Source organism: Sphingomonas profundi (genome assembly GCF_009739515.1).
In the GTDB taxonomy this organism is placed as follows: domain Bacteria; phylum Pseudomonadota; class Alphaproteobacteria; order Sphingomonadales; family Sphingomonadaceae; genus Alterirhizorhabdus; species Alterirhizorhabdus profundi.
The window spans coordinates 4454297-4472325 of sequence record NZ_CP046535.1; the positions used below are offsets into that span (position 1 = coordinate 4454297).

Here is an 18029-nt window from a genome sequence, read left to right on the forward strand (position 1 = left end):
GACGGGATCCTAAAATAAGGGGAGGCACATGAAGAACTCAACCAAGGTCTGGAGCGCACGGCTGTTCGCTGCCGGCGTGTCGCTGGCGAGCATGACGACGGCCGCTATGGCGCAGACTACGCCCGCGCCCGAGACACCCACGCCGCCCGTAACGAGCGGCGCGGAAAATGAAGAGAACGGAGAGATACTCGTCACGGCAAGGCGGCGCGACGAAACCTCGATCGCGGTGCCGGTGTCGCTCACCGCCGTCGGCGCCGCCGAGTTGCAGCGCCGGGCGATCAACACGATCGACGGGCTGGCACGCGCGGTGCCCTCGCTGATCGTCGGCGAAGGCGGCGGTACGGTGCAGGGAGGCATTATCGCCATCCGCGGCATCGCCGGATCGGATTCGAACCCGTTCGGCGATCAGGCGGTGTCGTTCAACATCGATGGTGTTCAGGTCGCCCGCGCCACTGTGCGCCGCCTGAGCGAGATGGATATCTCGCAGGTGGAAGTGCTGAAGGGACCGCAGGCGCTGTTCTTCGGCAAGAACAGCCCGGCGGGCATCATCTCGGTGCGCACGGCCGATCCGACGTCGACGCTGCAGGCGAAGCTTTCCACCGGTTACGAGTTCAAGGGCGACGAGGTGCGGAGCGAAGGCTATATCTCCGGCCCGCTCACCGATACGCTCGGGTTCCGCATTGCCGGCTACTTCTCGGACATCAAGGGCTATCTGAAGAACGTCGCGCCGGACAGTGGCGTCGGCATCTTCGGCGACCCCGACAGCCGCACGCCGAACGCGACCGAATATGCCGTGCGCGGCACGCTGAAGTGGGCGCCCAACGACCAGTTCGACGCGCGCCTGAAACTGACATACAACCACATCAAGGGCACCGCCTCGACCGCGCAGAACGAGATCGTCAACTGCCCGCTCGGCGTGTCGCAGGGCAACGGGCCGCTGGAAGATTGCAAGGCGAACGGCACGGTGGCACTCGGTCAGCTCGGCCCGAATTTCGGCACGGTGGATGCGCGCTTCGGCGACGGTCAGACCTTCCTGCGGCAGCATCAGGTGCTGGGCGGGCTCGAACTCAACTATCATCTGAACGACAGCCTCACCTTGTCGTCCGTCACCGGCTATTATGACGTGACGCTGCGCAATCGCGGCAACTTCACCTCCAATTATCTCGATACTGGTGTGCTGCCGCGCCAAATCCTCGCCAGCTTCAACTTCCTCGACATTCGCGAGATCACCGAGGAACTGCGGCTCGCCAGCAACTTCGACGGCCCGGTCAATTTCCTGGCGGGCGGGCTTATCCAGGATTCGCATGCGGTGAACGGTTCCGTGACCTTCCGCAACGCGAACAATCCGGGTCAGCGCAACCCGACGACCGGCGGCTTCGTCAACTACATCAACAACTACCGGCTGGTGCAGAACGGCCTGGCCTACTCGGTGTTCGGCCAGATGCAGGTGACGTTCCTGGAGCATTTCGAGCTTTCGGTCGGCGGCCGCTACTCGTACGAGCGCAAGAAGCTTCCGGTATTCACCACCGCCGGTAACGGTGGCGTGACGCAGACCCCGGGCAGGCTGGTCGAGATCGACGGCATCGATCGCTCGATCAGCTTCAACAACCTGTCGCCGGAAGCAACGCTTACCTACCGGCCCACCCAGAACCTGACGGTGTATGGCGCGTACAAGGAAGGCTTCCTCTCGGGCGGCTATAATTCCGTGGCGCCGGCGGTCACGACGGCGGCACCGCTCGCCACCGGCCGCTTCGCGACGCTGCAGAACCCGATCTACAACCAGCAGCTGATCAAGGGCTATGAAGGCGGTATCAAGGCGTCCCTGCTCGATGGCGCGCTGCGCACCAATCTTTCCGCCTATAATTACAAGACGACGGGCCTGCAGGTCTCGGTCACGATCCAGGGCACGCAGCAGGAGCTACGCAACGCTGGTTCGGTACGCACGAAGGGTGTCGAGTTCGACTTCACCTATCGCACGCCGCTGGAAGGCCTGACGCTCAACGGTGCGGTGAATTACAATAAGGGCGAGTATCTCGATTATCAGGCAAGCTGCTACCGGGGCGAATCGTCCAGCCGCTGCTTCACGCAACTCAACCGGGTGACGGGGCAGAATGCCCTGCTGCAGGATCTGAGCGGCACCCAGCTCGTCCGCGCGCCTGAGTGGACCGGCAATCTGGGCTTCAACTACGAGATGCCGATCGGTGCGCTGAAGCTCGGCCTTTCCGGAAATGCGAGCCACAGCGACGGCTATTTCAGCGACACGGTCTCGGCGCCGGGCGGCTTCCAGAAGGGCTATGAACTCTACGACGCCTCGATCCGCCTGAGCACGGAAGACGACAAGTGGGAGCTGGCGCTGATCGGGCGCAATCTCGGCAACACCTATTATTTCGTGCGCTCGACCGACGTTCCGTTCACCGGATCGGCCCCCGGCGCGGCTGCCGTCGGCACGCTGGGCGACACCGCCGCCCCGGTAAGCCGCGGGCGAGAGACCATGCTGCGCCTGTCCTACCGCTTCGGCGGCTGAGCGGATGGGATCGCGGGTGGATCGGGCGTTCAGACGCGCGATCCGCCCGCCCTTTCGGGAACAGAGCGGGAGGCGCGCGGACGATAACCCTCTACCACGCACCGACGACCGCTCTTTCCGCATGCCGATAAGCGCGAAGCGTTGGCTCGCATGCGGACGGTGGAGACGGGATCTGAGCGTCCGCAGCACCGAAGCGAACCTTCAGGATGTGCGTTCAGAGGCTGCGGCCGCCGTCGACGATCAGCGTCTGGCCGGTGGTATAGGCGGCCAGCGGCGAGACCAGGTAGAGCGCCGTGCGGGCGACATCCTCCGGCAGCCCCAGCCGGCCGAGCGATATCGTGGCGAGCGCGGCCTGCAGGCGATCGGGATGCTCGGTCGTCACCGCCGTCATCTTGGTCGCGATCATGCCCGGCGCAATGCCGTTTACGCGCACGCCCTCGCGCGCCCACGCATCGCCGAGCGTGCGGGTGAGGCCGACGACGCCCGCCTTCGACGCCGCGTAAGCGGGATTGCCGACGACGGACTTGTAGGCGCCGATGGAGCTGATGACGACGATCGAACCGGCGCTCGCCTTCAGCAGCTGATGAAATTTAACCGCGCAGTGCATCACGCTGTTGAGGTTGATGTCGATCACCCGCCGGAAGGTCTCGATCTCATATTCCCTGCGACGGTAGACGACGGCGCCCTGCGCAAGAACGAGAATGTCGAGTGTGTCGAAAGCCGGCTGCCATGTCTCGATCGCCGCCGCATCGGCGACATCCAGCTGCGTATAATCGAGACCGGTGAGATCGGATCCGGCCTCGCCGGCATAGTTGGCGGCGGCAGGGCGGGTGCCGCACACGTGGACAGTGCAGCCCTGCGCCCGGAACAGTTGGGCGATGCCGTTGCCGATCCCGCTGGATCCGCCGACCACCAGCGCCGTCTTGCCGTCGAGCCGCAGCATGGGTTCGGTCACGCCTGTCATGCAGCGATCCTCGCGCCGGTGCGCGCCGCGCGCTCGATCGCGTCAAGCAGGCGATGGGTCTCCACCGCTTCGGCGAAGCCCGGCGTCTCGTGCGTGCCATCGCGGATGTCCCGCGCGAGCCGGGCATAGACCTGCGCGACGTTGACGGCGGGCCCTGCCAGATCTGCCGGCACCCAGCGGCTGGCGGCATCGATGGCGATCGGCTTGAGGTCGCGGTCGCCACCGCGCGCGCCGGTCAGCGTCAGGTCCAGGATCTGGGCGTGGCCGCCGGCAGCGGTAAGGCGCAGATCGCCCTTCGTGCCCTGGATCTCCCACAGCAGGCCGGTGCCGCGCGGCATGCCGCCACGATAGTGGATCGCGGCGATCGCCCCGCGTTGCAGAACGCCCGAAACGGCGATCTGGTCGTCCGCCGTCTTCACCAGCGTCTCGCCCGTCTCGACGCGCGTCACCTCGGGTTGCCGGATCGCCATGGTGGCCGACAGCGATGCAAAATCGCCGAGCACGTGGCGCAGCGCGTCGATCGTGTGGCCGAACGGGATCGCCAGCATCGTCGCGCCGTGCGAAGCGTCGATGATATAGGCGTTCGGCCGGTCGATCGTATCGCCCCACTGCATCCCCGATCCGATCAGCGTGGTCGACAGCACCTCGCCGACATAGCCATCGGCGATCAGCGCCTTTGCCTGTCGCACCGGCGGCGCCAGCCGGGCCTGAAGCCCGATTGCCGCATGCACGCCAGCGGCGGCGGCTTCGGCCGCCATCGCTTCGGCCTCGGTAAGACCGTTGCCCAGCGGCCATTCGCAATAGACATGCTTGCCGGCGGCGAGTGCTGCCGAGACCAGCACGCGGTGGTGCGGCACCTTCACCGTCACGGCGACCACATCCACGCGCGGATCGCGCGTCAGCGCGACGGCGTCGTCGAACGCGGCGTCCATGCTCAGCCCGATGTCGCGCGCGGCGGCCTCGGCCGTCTCTCGCCGCGTGGTGGCGACGGCGACGACCTCGTAATCGGGCAGCGCGCGGAGGGCCGGCACATGCGCCACCGCCGCCCAGCTGCGTCCCACTTCATAGCCGATGATGCCGACGCCGATCGTCTTCACGCGATACTCCTCATGCGCCGCTCGTCGGGTCCACCCCGGCGAGGGCCGGCCGTTCCCCGGTGGTAGGGAAGCGGGTCAGCTGGTTGCCGCCGCTGACGTGCAGGTTCAGCCCGGTGACGAAGGACGGCCCGGCCAGCCACAGCGCGGCGTCGGCGAAGTCGGCCGTGCCGCCGATGCGGGCGAGCGGCACCTCGCCGGCCCAGCTGGCCTCCATCCCCTCGACCGCCCAGAGCGCGCTCGACATCTCGGAGCGGATCGCCCCCGGCAGGATGGAGTTCACCTTGATGCCGCGCGCGCCATATTCGATCGCCGCATAGCGCACCAGGCAGTCCGCCGCCGCCTTCGCGCAGGCATAGCCGAACACATGTTCCAGCGGGTGCGTGGCCGCCATCGACGAGAACAGGACGATCGAGCCGCCCTGCGCCATGGCGGCGGCCATGTGCTTCACGAAGAAGATGTTGCCGTAATAGTTGACCTCCGTTGAGCGGACGATCTCGGCGTGGGGCGTGTTTGCGATGGTGCCGCCCATCGGCACGCCCGCCGCGTTCACCGCGATATCCAACCGGCCGTAAGCCTCCAGCGCCTTCGCCGCGAGTGCGGCGATGTCGTCCTCGCTGGCCAGATCGCAGCGCTGGGCGGTGCCGCCGATGCGTTCGGCCAGCACGTGCAACGGCGCCTGCCGCCGGGCGCCGACCAGCACATGCGCACCTTCCCGCGCGAAACGCTCGGCGATGGCCCAGCCGGTGCCTTCCTCGGCCGATGCGCCGAGCACGACGGCGACCTTGTTCTCAAGCTGCATGGCAATGTTCCTGTCAGACGCTGGCGCCGGCGAGATGCCCTTCGCGGATCGCGGTTTCTAGGAAGCGCGGCGAATTGGCATCGCCGACTAGACGGATGTCGCTGTTACGTTCCTTCAGCGCGGTATGGATTTCGCGGTTCGGGCGGTTGGCCGTGACGACCACGACCGTATCGGCGTCGAGCCGCTCGGTATCCACATCGTCTTCGGTCAGGTGCGTCGGGCCGATGACGACGGTGCCCGGCTGGATCGCGATCGCGCGGTGGCGGATGCGGTAGGCGAAGGGTCGGTTTGCCATGCGGGTGAGGAAGGGCTCGACCATCAGCGCTCCCTGGACGGCGGGGGCGAGCATGCGCAGGCGCGTCACATAGGTGACGGATAGCCCCCTGGAGATGAGCTGCTCGGCCGCCGCGAGCCCCTCATAATGGCCCACGTCGTCGATCACGACCGCCGTCCGCCCGAGATCCGCCGGCGGATACAGCATGAGCTCCGTGGAGGACAGCACGCCGCCGCGATCCATGCCGCGGATCGGCTGGCCGGGATGCGACCCCTGCACGCCATCCATGCGTGGCATCGATCCGGTGGCGACGATCACCGCGTCCGCGCCGGTATCGATCACGTCGTTCTCGTCCATATAGGTGCTGAGCCGCACGTCGACGCCGAGGCGGTAGATCTCCTCTTCCAGCCAGGTGGCGATATCGAACATCGTGTGGCGGGTGGGCGCCTTCGTGGCCGCGCGCAGCGTGCCGCCGAGGGCCGCGTCGGCTTCCGCCAGGATCACCTTGTGGCCCCGCATCGCGGCGACACGGGCCGCCTCCATGCCGGCCGGGCCGCCGCCTACCACCAATACCGTCTTCGGCTCCGCCGCCGACTCCAGATTGGCGTCTCCGAGCGACTGCTCGTTGCCGGCGCCGACGTTCACGGTGCAACGCAGCCCGCCCTGCCAGAGATACACGGCATTGGCGACGCAGGCCTGGTTGCAGGCGATGCAGGGGCGTACCCGGTCCGCGTTGCCCGCCAGGCTCTTGTTCACCAGATCGGGGTCGGCGATCATCGCGCGGACGAGGCCGATCATGTCGGCGGCACCCTCGCGGATCACCTGATCGCATTCCTCCAACGTGCGGTAGCGGCCGATCACCATCGTCGGCAGTGTGATGTGGCGAGTGATCGGCTCGCTGGTGGGCATCTCGTAGCCCGTCGGCTCGTGCATGCCGCCGACCATCTTCGTATAGCTGTTATAGTTGCCGACCGAGACGTTGACATAGTCGATCAGCCCACGCGCCTCCAGCATCTGGGCCACGCGGAGATTTTCGTCCACGCCGACGCCGCCGACGGTAAGATCGGGCGCGACGCGCACGCCGACGACGAAGTCGCGCGACACGGCCGACCGGATCGCCGCCAACAGCTCCATGATGAAGCGCGCGCGATTCTCGAACGAGCCGCCATACTCATCCTCGCGCTTGTTGATGTTGGCTGAGAGGAATTGCGACGGGAGATAGCCGTGCGCGCAGTGGACGTCGACGCCGTCGAGGCCGCAGCGCTCCATCCGCACCGCGCTCTCGACATAGGCGCCGATGATCGTGTCGATCATCGTCTTGGTCATGGCGATGGGCACGATGCCGGTTTCCACGCCGGGATTGTCCGACGGTGCCCATGGCGGCGATCCGTCCGCCGGCGGGATATGCTGGCCGGCATGCCAGAGCTGCTGGAACAGCTTCATGCCGTGCGGCTTGCAGCGTTCGACCAGCCGGCGCATCCCGCCTTCCACCTGCGGATCGAAGATGTTCAGGCAGAAGGCCGAAGTCGGGTGGACCGAACCGACCTCCAGGATGGAAAGAGCCGCGCCGCCGCGCGCCCGTGCCTCGTGATACGCGATCAGCCGGTCGTTCATCGTGCCTTCGCCGAGCACCGTGGCGTGGGCGGGGCGGACGATCCGGTTCTTCAGTTCGATATTGCCGAGGCGGATCGGCTTGTCGACGTGGGTGTAGGCCATCGGGCGGCTCCGTCTGCTGTCAGCGCTTTCTCAGACGCGCGACCGTTTCGGCCAGATCGGGGCTTGCCATGGAGTCCATTTCCAGCGCGATCCCGAGTTCGAAGGCCTCGCCCATCCGGGCGCGCGTGATCGCAGCGAAGGCCTTCTTCGTGCCGTTTACGCCGCCCGCCGGCAGCGCGCCTATCCGCTGTGCCAGCGCGCGGGCGGCAGGAAGCACCGCCTCCGCACTGTCAAGCAGTTCGGTGACGAGGCCAAAATCATAGGCCTGCTCGCCGGTGATGACGTCACCGCTCAACAAATAGCGCTTGGCGCGGTTGAGGCCGATCGACTGGCTCCACGCGATCACGCCGCCGTCACCCGCGACGAGGCCGACCGCGACATGCGTGTCGGCAATCTTCGCGTGGCGCCAGGCGACGACGATGTCCGCCATGGTGGCGATCGTGGCGCCGAGGCCGATCGCGGCACCCTGCACTGCCGAGATGACCGGGATGGGCAGCTCGATCAGGCCGTTCAGCACGTTGCGGGCATCGCGCGTCATCTGGGCGCGGATCGCGGCGGAGCGGTGCGCCTCCAGCATCTCCTCGAAATCGCCGCCGGCGGAGAAGCTGCGGCCCTCCGCCGCTACGATCAGCACGCGCGCATGCTCGATGCGGGCGACGTGGCGCAGCGCGGCGACGAACTCCTCATGCGCGATCACGTCGAAGCGGTTGTGCAGATCGGGGCGGGTGAACGTGAGTTCGACGATGCCGTCGGCGATATCCAGCCGAAGCGAGGTGAAGCTTGGCGTGTCGATGGCGGCTCTCCCGTGATGTACGCCGGCAGGATAGCCGCGTCCCCCCGGCGGTTACAGCGGGGTCCGTTGTCTGCCCTTGCACTCGGACGTGCACCGCCGCGCATGGCGCCTCATGCGTGTGGATCGCCTGCCGCGCCCCCGGCACACAGGCCGGCAGGGGTGCGCCCCGGCGAATATCGGGAGAGGGTGCGTGGGCGTTTTGACGGGCAAGGTCGCGCTGGTGACGGGCGGCGCCAAGGGCATGGGGAAGGCGATCGCGACCCTGTTCGCGCGAGAGGGCGCACGCGTGGCGGTCGCGGCGCGACGGATCGCGGATGCGGAAGCCGTCGCCCGCCAGATCGGCGAAGCAGCGGTGGCCGTGGCGATCGACATCACCGACCGGGCGCAGTGGGACGCGGCGGTCGCGGCGATAGACGCGCGGTGGGGGGCGCTGGACATATTGGTGAACTGCGCCGGCATCACCGAACAGGGCACCACCGAACAGGTCGGGGAGGATTCCTGGCGGCGGCTGATGAGTACGAATCTGGACGGCCCGTTCAACGGGTGCCGCGCCGCTTTGCCGCTGCTGAAGCGGGGCGGGGCGCCGTGCAGCGTCATCAACATCTCGTCCGTGTTCGCACAACGGCCGGTGCCGGGCTTCGTCGGCTATTGCACGTCGAAGGCGGCGCTGACGACCTTCACCAAGGCTTTCGCGCTGGAATGCGCGGCGGCGGGGTTGCCGATCCGTGTGAACAGCGTGCATCCCGGCGGCACGGAGACCGAGATGCTGGAACAGGCGCTGGCCGCCACCGGCCTGCCGCGCGAGACGGCCTATGCCCATTTCGCGAAGATCCATCCGATGGGGCGGATGGGCACGGTGGACGAGGTGGCCGCCGCCTGCCTGTGGCTGGCGTCCGATGCGTCGAGCTTCACCACCGGACAGGAACTGAACGTGGACGGCGGCAGCGCCATCCGGCCCTGACGCGGCACCGATCGATTGGAGACCAGGTAGTGGACCGATATCGCGCGCTGGTGATCGGCGGAACCGGCGGCTTCGGCCGCGCCTCCGTCCTGGCGATGGCGCGTGACTGCGTGGAGATCGCGATCAGCTATCGCCGCAATCCGGAGAAGGTGACGGCACTAATCGCCGAACTGTCGGAGGGTTGCGCCGGCGTGCCGGTCGCATGCGACATGCGGGACGGCACATCGGTGCGGCGCGCGATCGCCGATGCGAATGCGGCGATGGGCCGGATCGATGCGATCGTCGTCGCGTCCGGCGTCGCGATCGGTCAGCCCTATGTCAGCCAGATCGCCGAGGAGCAGTGGCGCGAGGTGATCGAGACCGAACTGATGGGCGCGCTGCATGTCGTGGGGGTGGCCCTGCCGCTGTTCCGTGCGCAGGGCGGTGGCAATCTGGTGTTCGTTACCTCGATGGCCAATACACGCTATCCGACGGGGGATGCCCTTTCCTCCGTGCCGAAGGCAGGTATCGAATCGCTGATCCGCGCCGTGGCGAAGGAGGAGGGGCGCTACGGCATCCGTGCCAACAGCGTCGCCCCGGGCAGTTTCGATGCGGGGATGGGCAGCGCGGTGATCGCGTCGCTCTACACGCCCGAATTTTGGGAGCACTTCAAGAAATCGATCCCGCTGCGCCGCTTTGGCGACGCCGAGGATATCGGCGAGGCAGTGGCTTTCTTCGCGTCGCCCCGCGCGAAATATGTCACCGGCCAGTCGCTTGTGGTGGACGGCGGGTTCAGCGTGTGACCGCCGCCTGGTTGTGCGTGTAGGTGCCGAGCGACATGGCCTTCGCCTGATCGGCCACGTCGTTGGCGGCGATGAAGCCGAAGACCATCGCCGGACCGATCGTGCCGCCCGCACCCGGATAGCAGTTGCCGAACGGTGAACCAGAGGCGTTTCCCGCGGCGTAGAGGCCGGGAATGGGTGCGCCGCCCTCGTCCAGCACGCGGGCGCGCGCGTCGCATTTCAGCCCGCCCTTGGTGCCGAGATCGCCGAGGTTGACCGGGATGGCATAGAAGGGCGCCTTGCCGATGGGGCCGAGGCAGGGATTGGGCTTGAGCGTGAGATCGCCGAAATTGCGATCATAGGCGTTGCCGCCCCGTCCGAACTCCGGATCCTCGCCGGTGCGGGCATAGTCGTTCATCCGGCCGATCGTGGCGGCGAGCGTCGCCGGATCGATCTCGATCTTCGCGGCCAGCGCCTCGATTGTGTCGGCGCGGAAGATGTAATGATCCCACCAGTCCACCGGGATCTTGCGATCGGGCATGATCGCGGTCGGCATCACGCCGCCGGCCGGGAACTTGTAGCGGAAGGTGGCATCGAACACGAGCCAGCAGGGCGCATTGGCGCCGGTCTTCACCTGATCCTCCAGCATGGCGTTGCCGAACCGGTCATAGCCGCAGGCCTCGTCGACGAAACGATCACCGTTGCGGTTGACGCAGACGCTGTGCGGCCGGCCGACATCGAACACCGCCTGGTGGATCTCCTCGAAGTTGGACACGCCGGGGATCGGCACGGGCATCGTCGGCACCCACCAGCCGGTCTCGGTGAATTCGGTGGCGGCGCCGATCGCCAGCCCCGCCTCCAGCACCTTGCCGTCATTGCCGTCTTCCGGCGTGCTGCTCCAGCGGGTGCTGCCGGGCACGGTAAAATAGCGGTCCCGCAAGGTCTGGTTCCATTCGAACCCGCCGGCGCAGACGATGACGCCGTGCCGCGCGTTGATGGTGCGGCTACGGCCGAAGCGATTGACCTCCACGCCGGTGACGCGTCCGCCCTCGAACAGCAGCTTCTCGACGGCGGTGCCGAGGCGTATCTCCACCCCGCGATCGATCAGGCGCTTGCCCAGCGGCCCGATCAGCGCGGCGCCGAGGCTGAGGTAGCGATCCCGCCGGGTGAGCCGGCGCGTGGAGACATCGGCCCAGTAGCGAGACGTGACCCGGGCGAGCGTCTTGAGCCAGCCGGGCGCGCGGGTGGAGATGGAATTCGCCTCGATGAAGTCCATCGTGTAGCGGTTCATCAGTTTGAACCGGGTGAACTGCTCGCGCAGTTTGGGGAAGTGATCGCCCAGCTTGCGGCCGTCATACATCGGGAACACGATTGAGCGATCCGCGCGCGCGGCCGGTGCTTCGGCGAAATAGTCCGGCCATGGCATGACGATCGGCTCCATGCCGATCTCCTTCAGGTAGGCGACCATCGCCGGGCCGGTATCGACGAACGCCTCCAGCCGGTCACGGCGGATCGGGCCGTTCGTCACGCCGTCGAGATAGCGCAGCGTCTCCTCGCGGCTGTCGCTGGTGCCGAGGCCGTGATTGGGCACCCAGATAACGCCACCCGAGGTGGCCGAGGTGCCGCCGAACTTGTGCGCCTTTTCCACGACCAGCACGCGCAGGCCGAGTTCGCTGGCGCGGACGGCCGCCATCATGCCCGCCGAACCTGATCCCGCCACGATCACATCATAGGTTTCGGACATCCAGCTCTCCGTTCAACGCCTGCCGGTCTGTCTAGCCGGGTGGCAGCGCGCTGGCGACGTCGGGTGCGCCAGCGCCATTGCCTGTAGCGGCAGGGCGAATTGCCCGTTTGCCCGGCATGCTTTTCAGGTCGCCGCCGATGCCTAGAGCTTCGGTCAGGAACGCCGTACCGGCGCATCATCCCGACGTTTTGAGGGAACGCACTTGCCCGCGATGGATCTGCCCCGGCCCGCCTTCATGGACAGCGAGGAACTGCGCATGTTCGAGGACGCGGTCGATCGCTTCCTCGACGATCATGCGGCGCCCGCCAAGGCGGCGCGCTGGCGCGAGCAGGGATCGGTGGACAAGGAGACGTGGCGCGCCGCCGGGGCGGCCGGCCTGCTCGGGCTGACGGTGCCGGAGGAATATGGCGGCGCCGGCGCGGATTTCCGCTACGATGCGGTGCTGATGGAGCGGCAGGGCGTGAAGAACGCGCTGGGCTTCGCTTTGTCGCTGCACAATGCGGTGGTGGCGCCCTACATCGTGGATTACGCCTCCGAAGAGCAGAAGCGGCGCTGGCTGCCCGGCGTGTGCACCGGCGAGACGATCCTGGCAGTGGCGATGAGCGAGCCGGCCGCCGGATCAGACCTGCAGGGCATGAAGACGACCGCGCGGCGCGACGGCGACCATTATGTCATCAATGGCCAAAAGACGTTCATATCCAACGGCCTGCACGGATCGCTGATCGTGGTGGCGGCCAAGACCGATCCGGCGGCCGGCGCCAAGGGCGTCTCCCTGTTCGTCGTGGAGGCGGACGAGGCCGAGGGTTTCGGGCGGGGCAAGCTGCTGGACAAGCTGGGCCAGGAGGGCCGCGATACCGCCGAACTGTTCTTCAACGACATGCGCGTGCCGGCCGAGAACCTTCTTGGCGGGGTGGAGGGCAAGGGCTTCCGCATGCTGATGGAGAAGCTGCCGCAGGAGCGGCTGGTGATCGGCTGGCAGGCGATCGGCATGATCGAAGCCGCGCTGACCGCGACGCTTGAATATGTGAAGGAGCGGAAAGCCTTCGGCGGTACCCTGTTCGACTTGCAGAACACCCAGTTCAAGCTGGCGGAATGCAAGACTCAGGCGACCGTGGCCAAGACCTTCCTCTATCATTGCACCGACATGTTGTTGCAGGGCCGGCTGGATGCCGCCACCGCATCGATGGCCAAGCTGTTCGTGACGGAGGCGCAGGCCCGGATCATCGATGAGTGCCTGCAGCTATTCGGCGGCTACGGCTACATGCTCGAATATCCAATCGCCGAGATGTACAAGGATGCGCGCGCCTACCGGATCTACGGTGGGGCCAGCGAGATCATGAAATTGCTGATCGCACGGTCTCTCTAGGCCGAATGAGATCCGGTCGGGCGGGATCCCCGCCGGAAGGTTTCACGGGCGCGGTTTGCGGCGGGGCGGAAAGTGCGACCGCCGGGGAACGCCTTTGGCGGGGGGCTGAACGACATGGCGGTTGACTTCGAGATCCAGGACGGCGTGGCCATCATCACGCTGAATCGACCGGACGCGCGCAACGCGGTGGATCGGGAGACCGCGTTGGCCGTGGCGGAGGCCGTCGAGCGGATCGCGGCCGATCCAGCGATCCGCGTGGCGGTGTTGACGGGGGCAGGCGGCAATTTCTGCGCCGGCATGGACCTGAAAGCGTTCCTCCGCGGCGAAGTGGTGCGGTTGCCGGGAACGGGCTTTGCCGGCATCACGCAGGCCAGGCTGGCAAAGCCGTTCATCGCCGCCGTTGAGGGCTATGCGCTGGCCGGAGGCTTCGAGCTGGCGCTCGCCTGCGACCTGATCGTCGCTTCCGACGAGGCGAAGTTCGGGCTGAGTGAGGTGAAGCGGGGTCTCGTCGCCAATGCGGGCGGTCTCGTTCGCCTGCCGCGCCAGCTTCCGATCAAGATCGCGACCGAGCTGGTGCTGACCGGCGATATTGTGCCGGCCGCCCTGCTCGCCACGCACGGGCTGATCAATCGCGTGGTCCCCGCGGGTCAGGCGCTTGCGGGGGCGCTGGCGCTGGCGCGCACGATCGCGGCGAACGGTCCGCTCGCGGTCGCCGTCAGCCGGCGCGTGCTGAACGAGAGCCAGGACTGGCCGACCGACGAACTGTTCGATCGCCAGAACGAGATCACCTTGCCGTTGTTCGCCTCCGCCGATGCCAAGGAAGGCGCCGCCGCCTTCGCTGAGAAGCGCAAGCCCGTGTGGCGCGGGGAATAGCCCCTGTGACCGGAGCGCAGCCGATCGACCATGATCGCGTCGCCACGCTCTGGGATGTGATCGCCTGTCATGCAGACGATCGGCCGGATGCGCCGGCGCTCCGCTTCGACGGTGTCGATACCAGCTATGCCGCGTTGCTGAACTGGGCCGGCCGGCTGGCGGGTTATCTCGCCGCGCGAGGGATCGGCCCCGGCGACAGGATCGCTTTCCTGGGCAAGAATTCGGACCGCTATTTCGTGCTGCTATACGCCGTCGCACGCGTCGGTGCGGTGCTGGTGCCGCTGAACTGGCGGCTGGCGGCGGAGGAATGGCGCTTCATCCTGCGCGATGCGGAGGCGAAGCTGCTATTCGCGGACAGCGGTTTCCTCGCGCAGGCGGGCGAGGTGGCGGCTGAGACCGATACGACGTTCGCGGGCGCGATCCCCGACGCGGCCGATCATGCGGCCTATGCGGGACCGACGCCGTCGCCCGACGATGCCGTCTTCCAGGTCTATACGTCCGGCACCACGGGCCGGCCGAAAGGTGCCGTCCTCAGCCACCGCAACATGCTCGCCCTGCGCGCGCCCGGCTATCGCGCGGGCCTGCGATGGTTTCCGGAGGCCTCGGATCGCACCCTCGCCATTCTGCCCGTCGCGCATATCGCGGGGACGGCCTACGTGCTGTTCGGCCTGTACGGCGGCGGGTTGGTGATCGTCGCGGCGGAGTTCGACCCGGGGCTCGCGCTTCGCCTCATCGCGGCGGAGCGGATCAGCCACGTCCTGCTCGCGCCGGCGGCGATGCGCCAGATGCTCGATCACGCGGACGCCTGCACGACCGACCTCGCCACGCTCCGCTACATAACCTACGGCGCATCGCCGATCCCGGAGGCGCTGCTCGCGCGCGCGCTGGAGACGTTCGGCTGCGGCTTTGTCCAGATGTACGGGATGAGCGAGGCGGCGGGCGGTGTCGTCGCGCTCTCGCCGGAAGATCACGTCGCCCCTGGCGGGGCGCTGCTGCGATCGGCCGGGCGGGCGATGCCGGGGGTGGAGATCGGCATCGTCGACGGCGACGGAACGAGGATGGCGGCGGGCGAGACGGGCGAGGTGGTGGTGCGCTCCCGCGCGGTGATGCAGGGCTATTGGCGCCTGCCCGAGGAGACCGCGCGCACCATCCTGCCCGGTGACTGGCTGCGCAGCGGCGATGTCGGCCGGATCGACGAGCAGGGCTATCTGTTCATTCTCGACCGGGTCAAGGACATGATCGTTTCGGGCGGTGAGAACATTTATCCCGCCGAGGTGGAGAATGCGATCTTCGGCCATCCGGGAGTGGCGGACGTCGCGGTGATCGGCGTGCCTTCCGAACGATGGGGCGAGGAGGTGATGGCGATGGTGGTGCCAAGGCCGGGCCATTCCCCCGATCTGACCTCCATCGCGGATTGGGCGCGCGGCAGGATCGCCGCGTTCAAGGTGCCCCGGCAAATGGCGCTGGTGGAGGAACTGCCGCGCAACGCCGGCAACAAGGTGCTCCGCCGCCTGCTGCGCGAGCCCTATTGGCAAGGCCTGGATCGCCGCGTTCACTGAGGCGGGGCGTCGCCTTGCCTCCAGTTGCAGCGGCGGTTGCCTTGTTCGCGCCGCGTCTGGCGGCCGGCGCGCGCGCGCCGATAGAAAGGCTCCCTCGACAGCCGGGGGATATGATGAGCCTGAACGAGAAGACCGCCGCACGCTCGCGCGAGCCGCTCTATCAGCCGCTCACCGTGCGCGGGATGACGGTGCGCAATCGTATCGTGATGGCGCCCATGACGCGCGGCTTCAGCCCCGCCGGGGCGCCCGGGCCGGACGTGGCCGCTTATTATGCGCGCCGTGCCGAAGGCGATTGCGGCCTCATCGTCACCGAGGGGGTGGCGGTGGATCATCCGGCCGCGCTCGGCGATGCCGGGCTGGACGAGAAGGACGTGCCCTATATGGCCGGCGACGCGGTGCTGGCCGGGTGGCGCAACGTGGTGGATGCGGTGCACGCGGCCGATTGCCGGATCGTGGCTCAGCTGTGGCATCAGGGCGTGCTGCGCAAGCCGGGAACGGGGCCGAGCCCTGATGTCGCCTCGGTCAGTCCCTCGGGCGTCTGGGGCCCGCTCGGCCGACAGTCCTCGATCGCGCCTGAGAGCATCCCCGCCGATCCGCAGGTCGGCGATCCGATGACGGAGGCGCAGATCGAGGAGGCGAGCGATGCGTTCGTGCGCTGTGCGCGCAACGCGATAGCGGTGGGCTTCGATGGCATCGCCCTGCACGGCGGCCATGGCTATCTGATCGACAATTTTCTGTGGGAAGGCACGAACAAGCGGGACGATCGCTGGGGCGGCGATCGCGCCCGGCGGGGGGCCTTCGCGGTGGAGATCGTCCGCCGCATCCGCGCCGCGATCGGTGAGGAATATCCGATCTTCTTCCGCTTCTCGCAATGGAAGCAGCAGGATTTCCGCGCGACGCTCGCCGACACGCCGGAGGAACTGGCGGAGGTGTTGCGCCCGCTCGCAGATGCGGGGGTGGACGTGTTCGACGCCAGCGTGCGCTATTTCAACAAGGCCGCGTTCGAGGGTTCGCCATTGAGCCTGGCCGGCTGGGCGAAGGCGCTGACCGGCAAATGCTCGATGGCGGTGGGTGGCATCGGCATCAACCAGGGCGTGTACGACACGGCCAAGACGATGGCAGCGGTGGACAATGTAGAGCTGCTGCTGGATCGGTTCGAGCGTGGCGAGTTCGATTTCGTGGCGGTGGGCCGCGCGATGCTGGGCGACGCGCAATGGGCGCGCAAGGCCCGCTCCGGCGAGGCGATCCGCGCCTTCGATGCGACGGCCGATATCCGCACCCTAACCTGATCGCTTTGCTTGCAGCCGAACGCCGTCTTGACCTCGCGGCGAAACCCGCTCCGCCGTCTTTCGCGCTGATCTATGCCAAGCGGATCATGACCGGCGCCGGCCGGTGGAACTGGAAGAGATAATGCAGAACAATCCCGTAATCGTCGATATCGTCCGTTCGCCGATGGCACGCGGGAAGGCGGGTGGCGCGCTGTCGGAGGTGCATCCGGCCGACCTGCTGTCCCAGACGATCGCCGCCCTGATGGCGCGCAACGACTTCGACCCCGGGCTCGTCGACGACCTCATCATGGGATGCGTGAGCCAGGCGGGCGAGCAGGCGGTGCCCACTGGGCGGACGGCGTGGCTGGCGGCCGGTTTCCCGCAGCATGTGCCGTGCACAATGGTGGAGCGACGCTGTGGATCGAGCCAGCAGGCGATCCACTTCGCGGCGCAGGGCATCGCCGCGGGCGCGTACGACATCGTTCTGGCGGGCGGCATAGAATCCATGAGCCGCGTGCCGATGGGCAGCGCGCGCATGGGCAAGGAGCCGCACGGCGAGGCGTTCGAGTGTCGCTTTCCCGGCATGGTGGGGCAGGGCATCTCGGCGGAGCTGATCGCCGCGCGCTGGGGGATCGACCGCGAGGCGATGGACGCTTATTCGGCGCGCTCCCATCAGCGGGCGGAACAGGCGCGGCAGGCGGGCGGCCTGGCGAACGAGATCGTGCCGATCGAGACGCCGGGCGGCACGGTTTCCACCGACGAGACGATCCGCGCGTCCACCACCGCGGAGGGGCTCGCGCAGCTGAAGACCTCGTTCAACAATGACGAGATCGCGGCGCGCTTTCCCGAAATCAACTGGAGCATCACCGCAGGCAATTCCTCACAGATCACCGATGGCGCGTCCGTCGCCCTTGTGATGTCGGAGGCCATGGCGAACCGCCTGGGTCTGCGGCCGCGCGCGCGTTTCGTCGCGTTCGACGTGATCGCTGACGATCCGCTGCTGATGCTGACCGCGCCGATCCCGGCGACCCAGCGCATCCTGAAGAAGGCCGGCATGGACGTTGCGGATATCGACCAGTTCGAGGTCAACGAGGCCTTTGCGCCGGTTCCGCTCGCTTGGCTGAAGGATTTGAAGGCGGATCCGGAGCGGCTGAACCCGCGCGGCGGGGCGATCGCGCTCGGCCATCCGCTCGGCGCGTCGGGAACGCGGCTGATGTCGTCGCTGGTCAACGGACTGGAGGAGAGCGGCGGCCGCTACGGCCTGCAGACGATGTGCGAGGCAGGCGGGCAGGCCAACGCGACGATTATAGAACGACTCTGAGGGGGCGGA

Annotated in this window: 14 protein-coding genes; 8 read left to right on the forward strand and 6 right to left on the reverse strand. The window is 67.5% G+C overall.

The window, feature by feature from the left end; translation table 11 throughout:
- The first annotated feature begins 28 nt into the window (after positions 1 to 28).
- Positions 29 to 2524: a TonB-dependent receptor gene (locus GNT64_RS21050; protein WP_156681266.1), complete on the forward strand. Its 2496-nt coding sequence runs from the start codon at positions 29 to 31 to the stop codon at positions 2522 to 2524.
- A gap of 214 nt (positions 2525 to 2738) precedes the next feature.
- Here the strand turns inward: GNT64_RS21050 and GNT64_RS21055 are convergent, their stop codons facing one another.
- Genes GNT64_RS21055 through GNT64_RS21075 form a run of 5 tightly spaced genes read right to left on the reverse strand, consistent with a single transcriptional unit; the run spans position 2739 to position 8167 of the window.
- A complete protein-coding gene (locus GNT64_RS21055; protein ID WP_231639140.1) occupies positions 2739 to 3488 on the reverse strand; it encodes an SDR family NAD(P)-dependent oxidoreductase in 750 nt (249 codons plus the stop codon).
- Positions 3485 to 4585: a Gfo/Idh/MocA family protein gene (locus GNT64_RS21060; protein WP_197277177.1), complete on the reverse strand. Its 1101-nt coding sequence runs from the start codon at positions 4583 to 4585 to the stop codon at positions 3485 to 3487. Before GNT64_RS21060 ends, GNT64_RS21055 begins: the two co-directional genes overlap by 4 nt.
- A 10-nt stretch (positions 4586 to 4595) precedes the next feature.
- Complete coding sequence (locus GNT64_RS21065) at positions 4596 to 5384, reverse strand: SDR family NAD(P)-dependent oxidoreductase (RefSeq protein WP_156681267.1); 789 nt, start codon at positions 5382 to 5384, stop codon at positions 4596 to 4598.
- 13 nt (positions 5385 to 5397) lie between these two features.
- Positions 5398 to 7374, reverse strand: coding sequence for an oxidoreductase (locus tag GNT64_RS21070; RefSeq protein WP_156681268.1), 1977 nt, complete (start codon positions 7372 to 7374; stop codon positions 5398 to 5400).
- 19 nt (positions 7375 to 7393) lie between these two features.
- A complete protein-coding gene (locus tag GNT64_RS21075; protein ID WP_156681269.1) occupies positions 7394 to 8167 on the reverse strand; it encodes an enoyl-CoA hydratase-related protein in 774 nt (257 codons plus the stop codon).
- A 190-nt stretch (positions 8168 to 8357) separates the two neighbouring features.
- On the opposite strand from GNT64_RS21075, the gene GNT64_RS21080 reads away from it, so the two are divergent.
- Entirely contained in the window at positions 8358 to 9128 is a 771-nt protein-coding gene (locus GNT64_RS21080) for an SDR family NAD(P)-dependent oxidoreductase (RefSeq protein ID WP_156681270.1), read from the forward strand.
- Between the two features lie 29 nt (positions 9129 to 9157).
- Positions 9158 to 9910, forward strand: a complete 753-nt coding sequence (locus GNT64_RS21085; RefSeq protein ID WP_156681271.1) for an SDR family NAD(P)-dependent oxidoreductase — start codon at positions 9158 to 9160, stop codon at positions 9908 to 9910.
- On the opposite strand, the gene GNT64_RS21090 is transcribed toward GNT64_RS21085, so the two are convergent.
- Complete coding sequence (locus tag GNT64_RS21090; protein ID WP_156681272.1) at positions 9900 to 11633, reverse strand: FAD-dependent oxidoreductase; 1734 nt, start codon at positions 11631 to 11633, stop codon at positions 9900 to 9902. The two genes, GNT64_RS21085 and GNT64_RS21090, sit on opposite strands and share 11 nt — an antisense overlap.
- 211 nt (positions 11634 to 11844) lie before the next feature.
- On the opposite strand from GNT64_RS21090, the gene GNT64_RS21095 reads away from it, so the two are divergent.
- The 5 genes from GNT64_RS21095 (at position 11845) to GNT64_RS21115 (ending at position 18020) form a co-directional block, all read left to right on the forward strand.
- A complete protein-coding gene (locus GNT64_RS21095; protein WP_422396612.1) occupies positions 11845 to 12999 on the forward strand; it encodes an acyl-CoA dehydrogenase family protein in 1155 nt (384 codons plus the stop codon).
- 114 nt (positions 13000 to 13113) lie between these two features.
- Positions 13114 to 13872: a crotonase/enoyl-CoA hydratase family protein gene (locus GNT64_RS21100; protein ID WP_156681274.1), complete on the forward strand. Its 759-nt coding sequence runs from the start codon at positions 13114 to 13116 to the stop codon at positions 13870 to 13872.
- Positions 13873 to 13877: 5 nt separating this feature from the next.
- Positions 13878 to 15431, forward strand: coding sequence for a long-chain-fatty-acid--CoA ligase (locus GNT64_RS21105; RefSeq protein WP_197277178.1), 1554 nt, complete (start codon positions 13878 to 13880; stop codon positions 15429 to 15431).
- A gap of 110 nt (positions 15432 to 15541) precedes the next feature.
- Positions 15542 to 16720 carry an NADH:flavin oxidoreductase gene (locus GNT64_RS21110; RefSeq protein ID WP_231639142.1) on the forward strand — a complete coding sequence of 393 codons (1179 nt, stop codon included), beginning with the start codon at positions 15542 to 15544 and terminating at the stop codon, positions 16718 to 16720.
- Positions 16721 to 16841: 121 nt separating this feature from the next.
- Complete coding sequence (locus tag GNT64_RS21115; RefSeq protein WP_156681275.1) at positions 16842 to 18020, forward strand: thiolase family protein; 1179 nt, start codon at positions 16842 to 16844, stop codon at positions 18018 to 18020.
- Positions 18021 to 18029 lie beyond the last annotated feature (9 nt).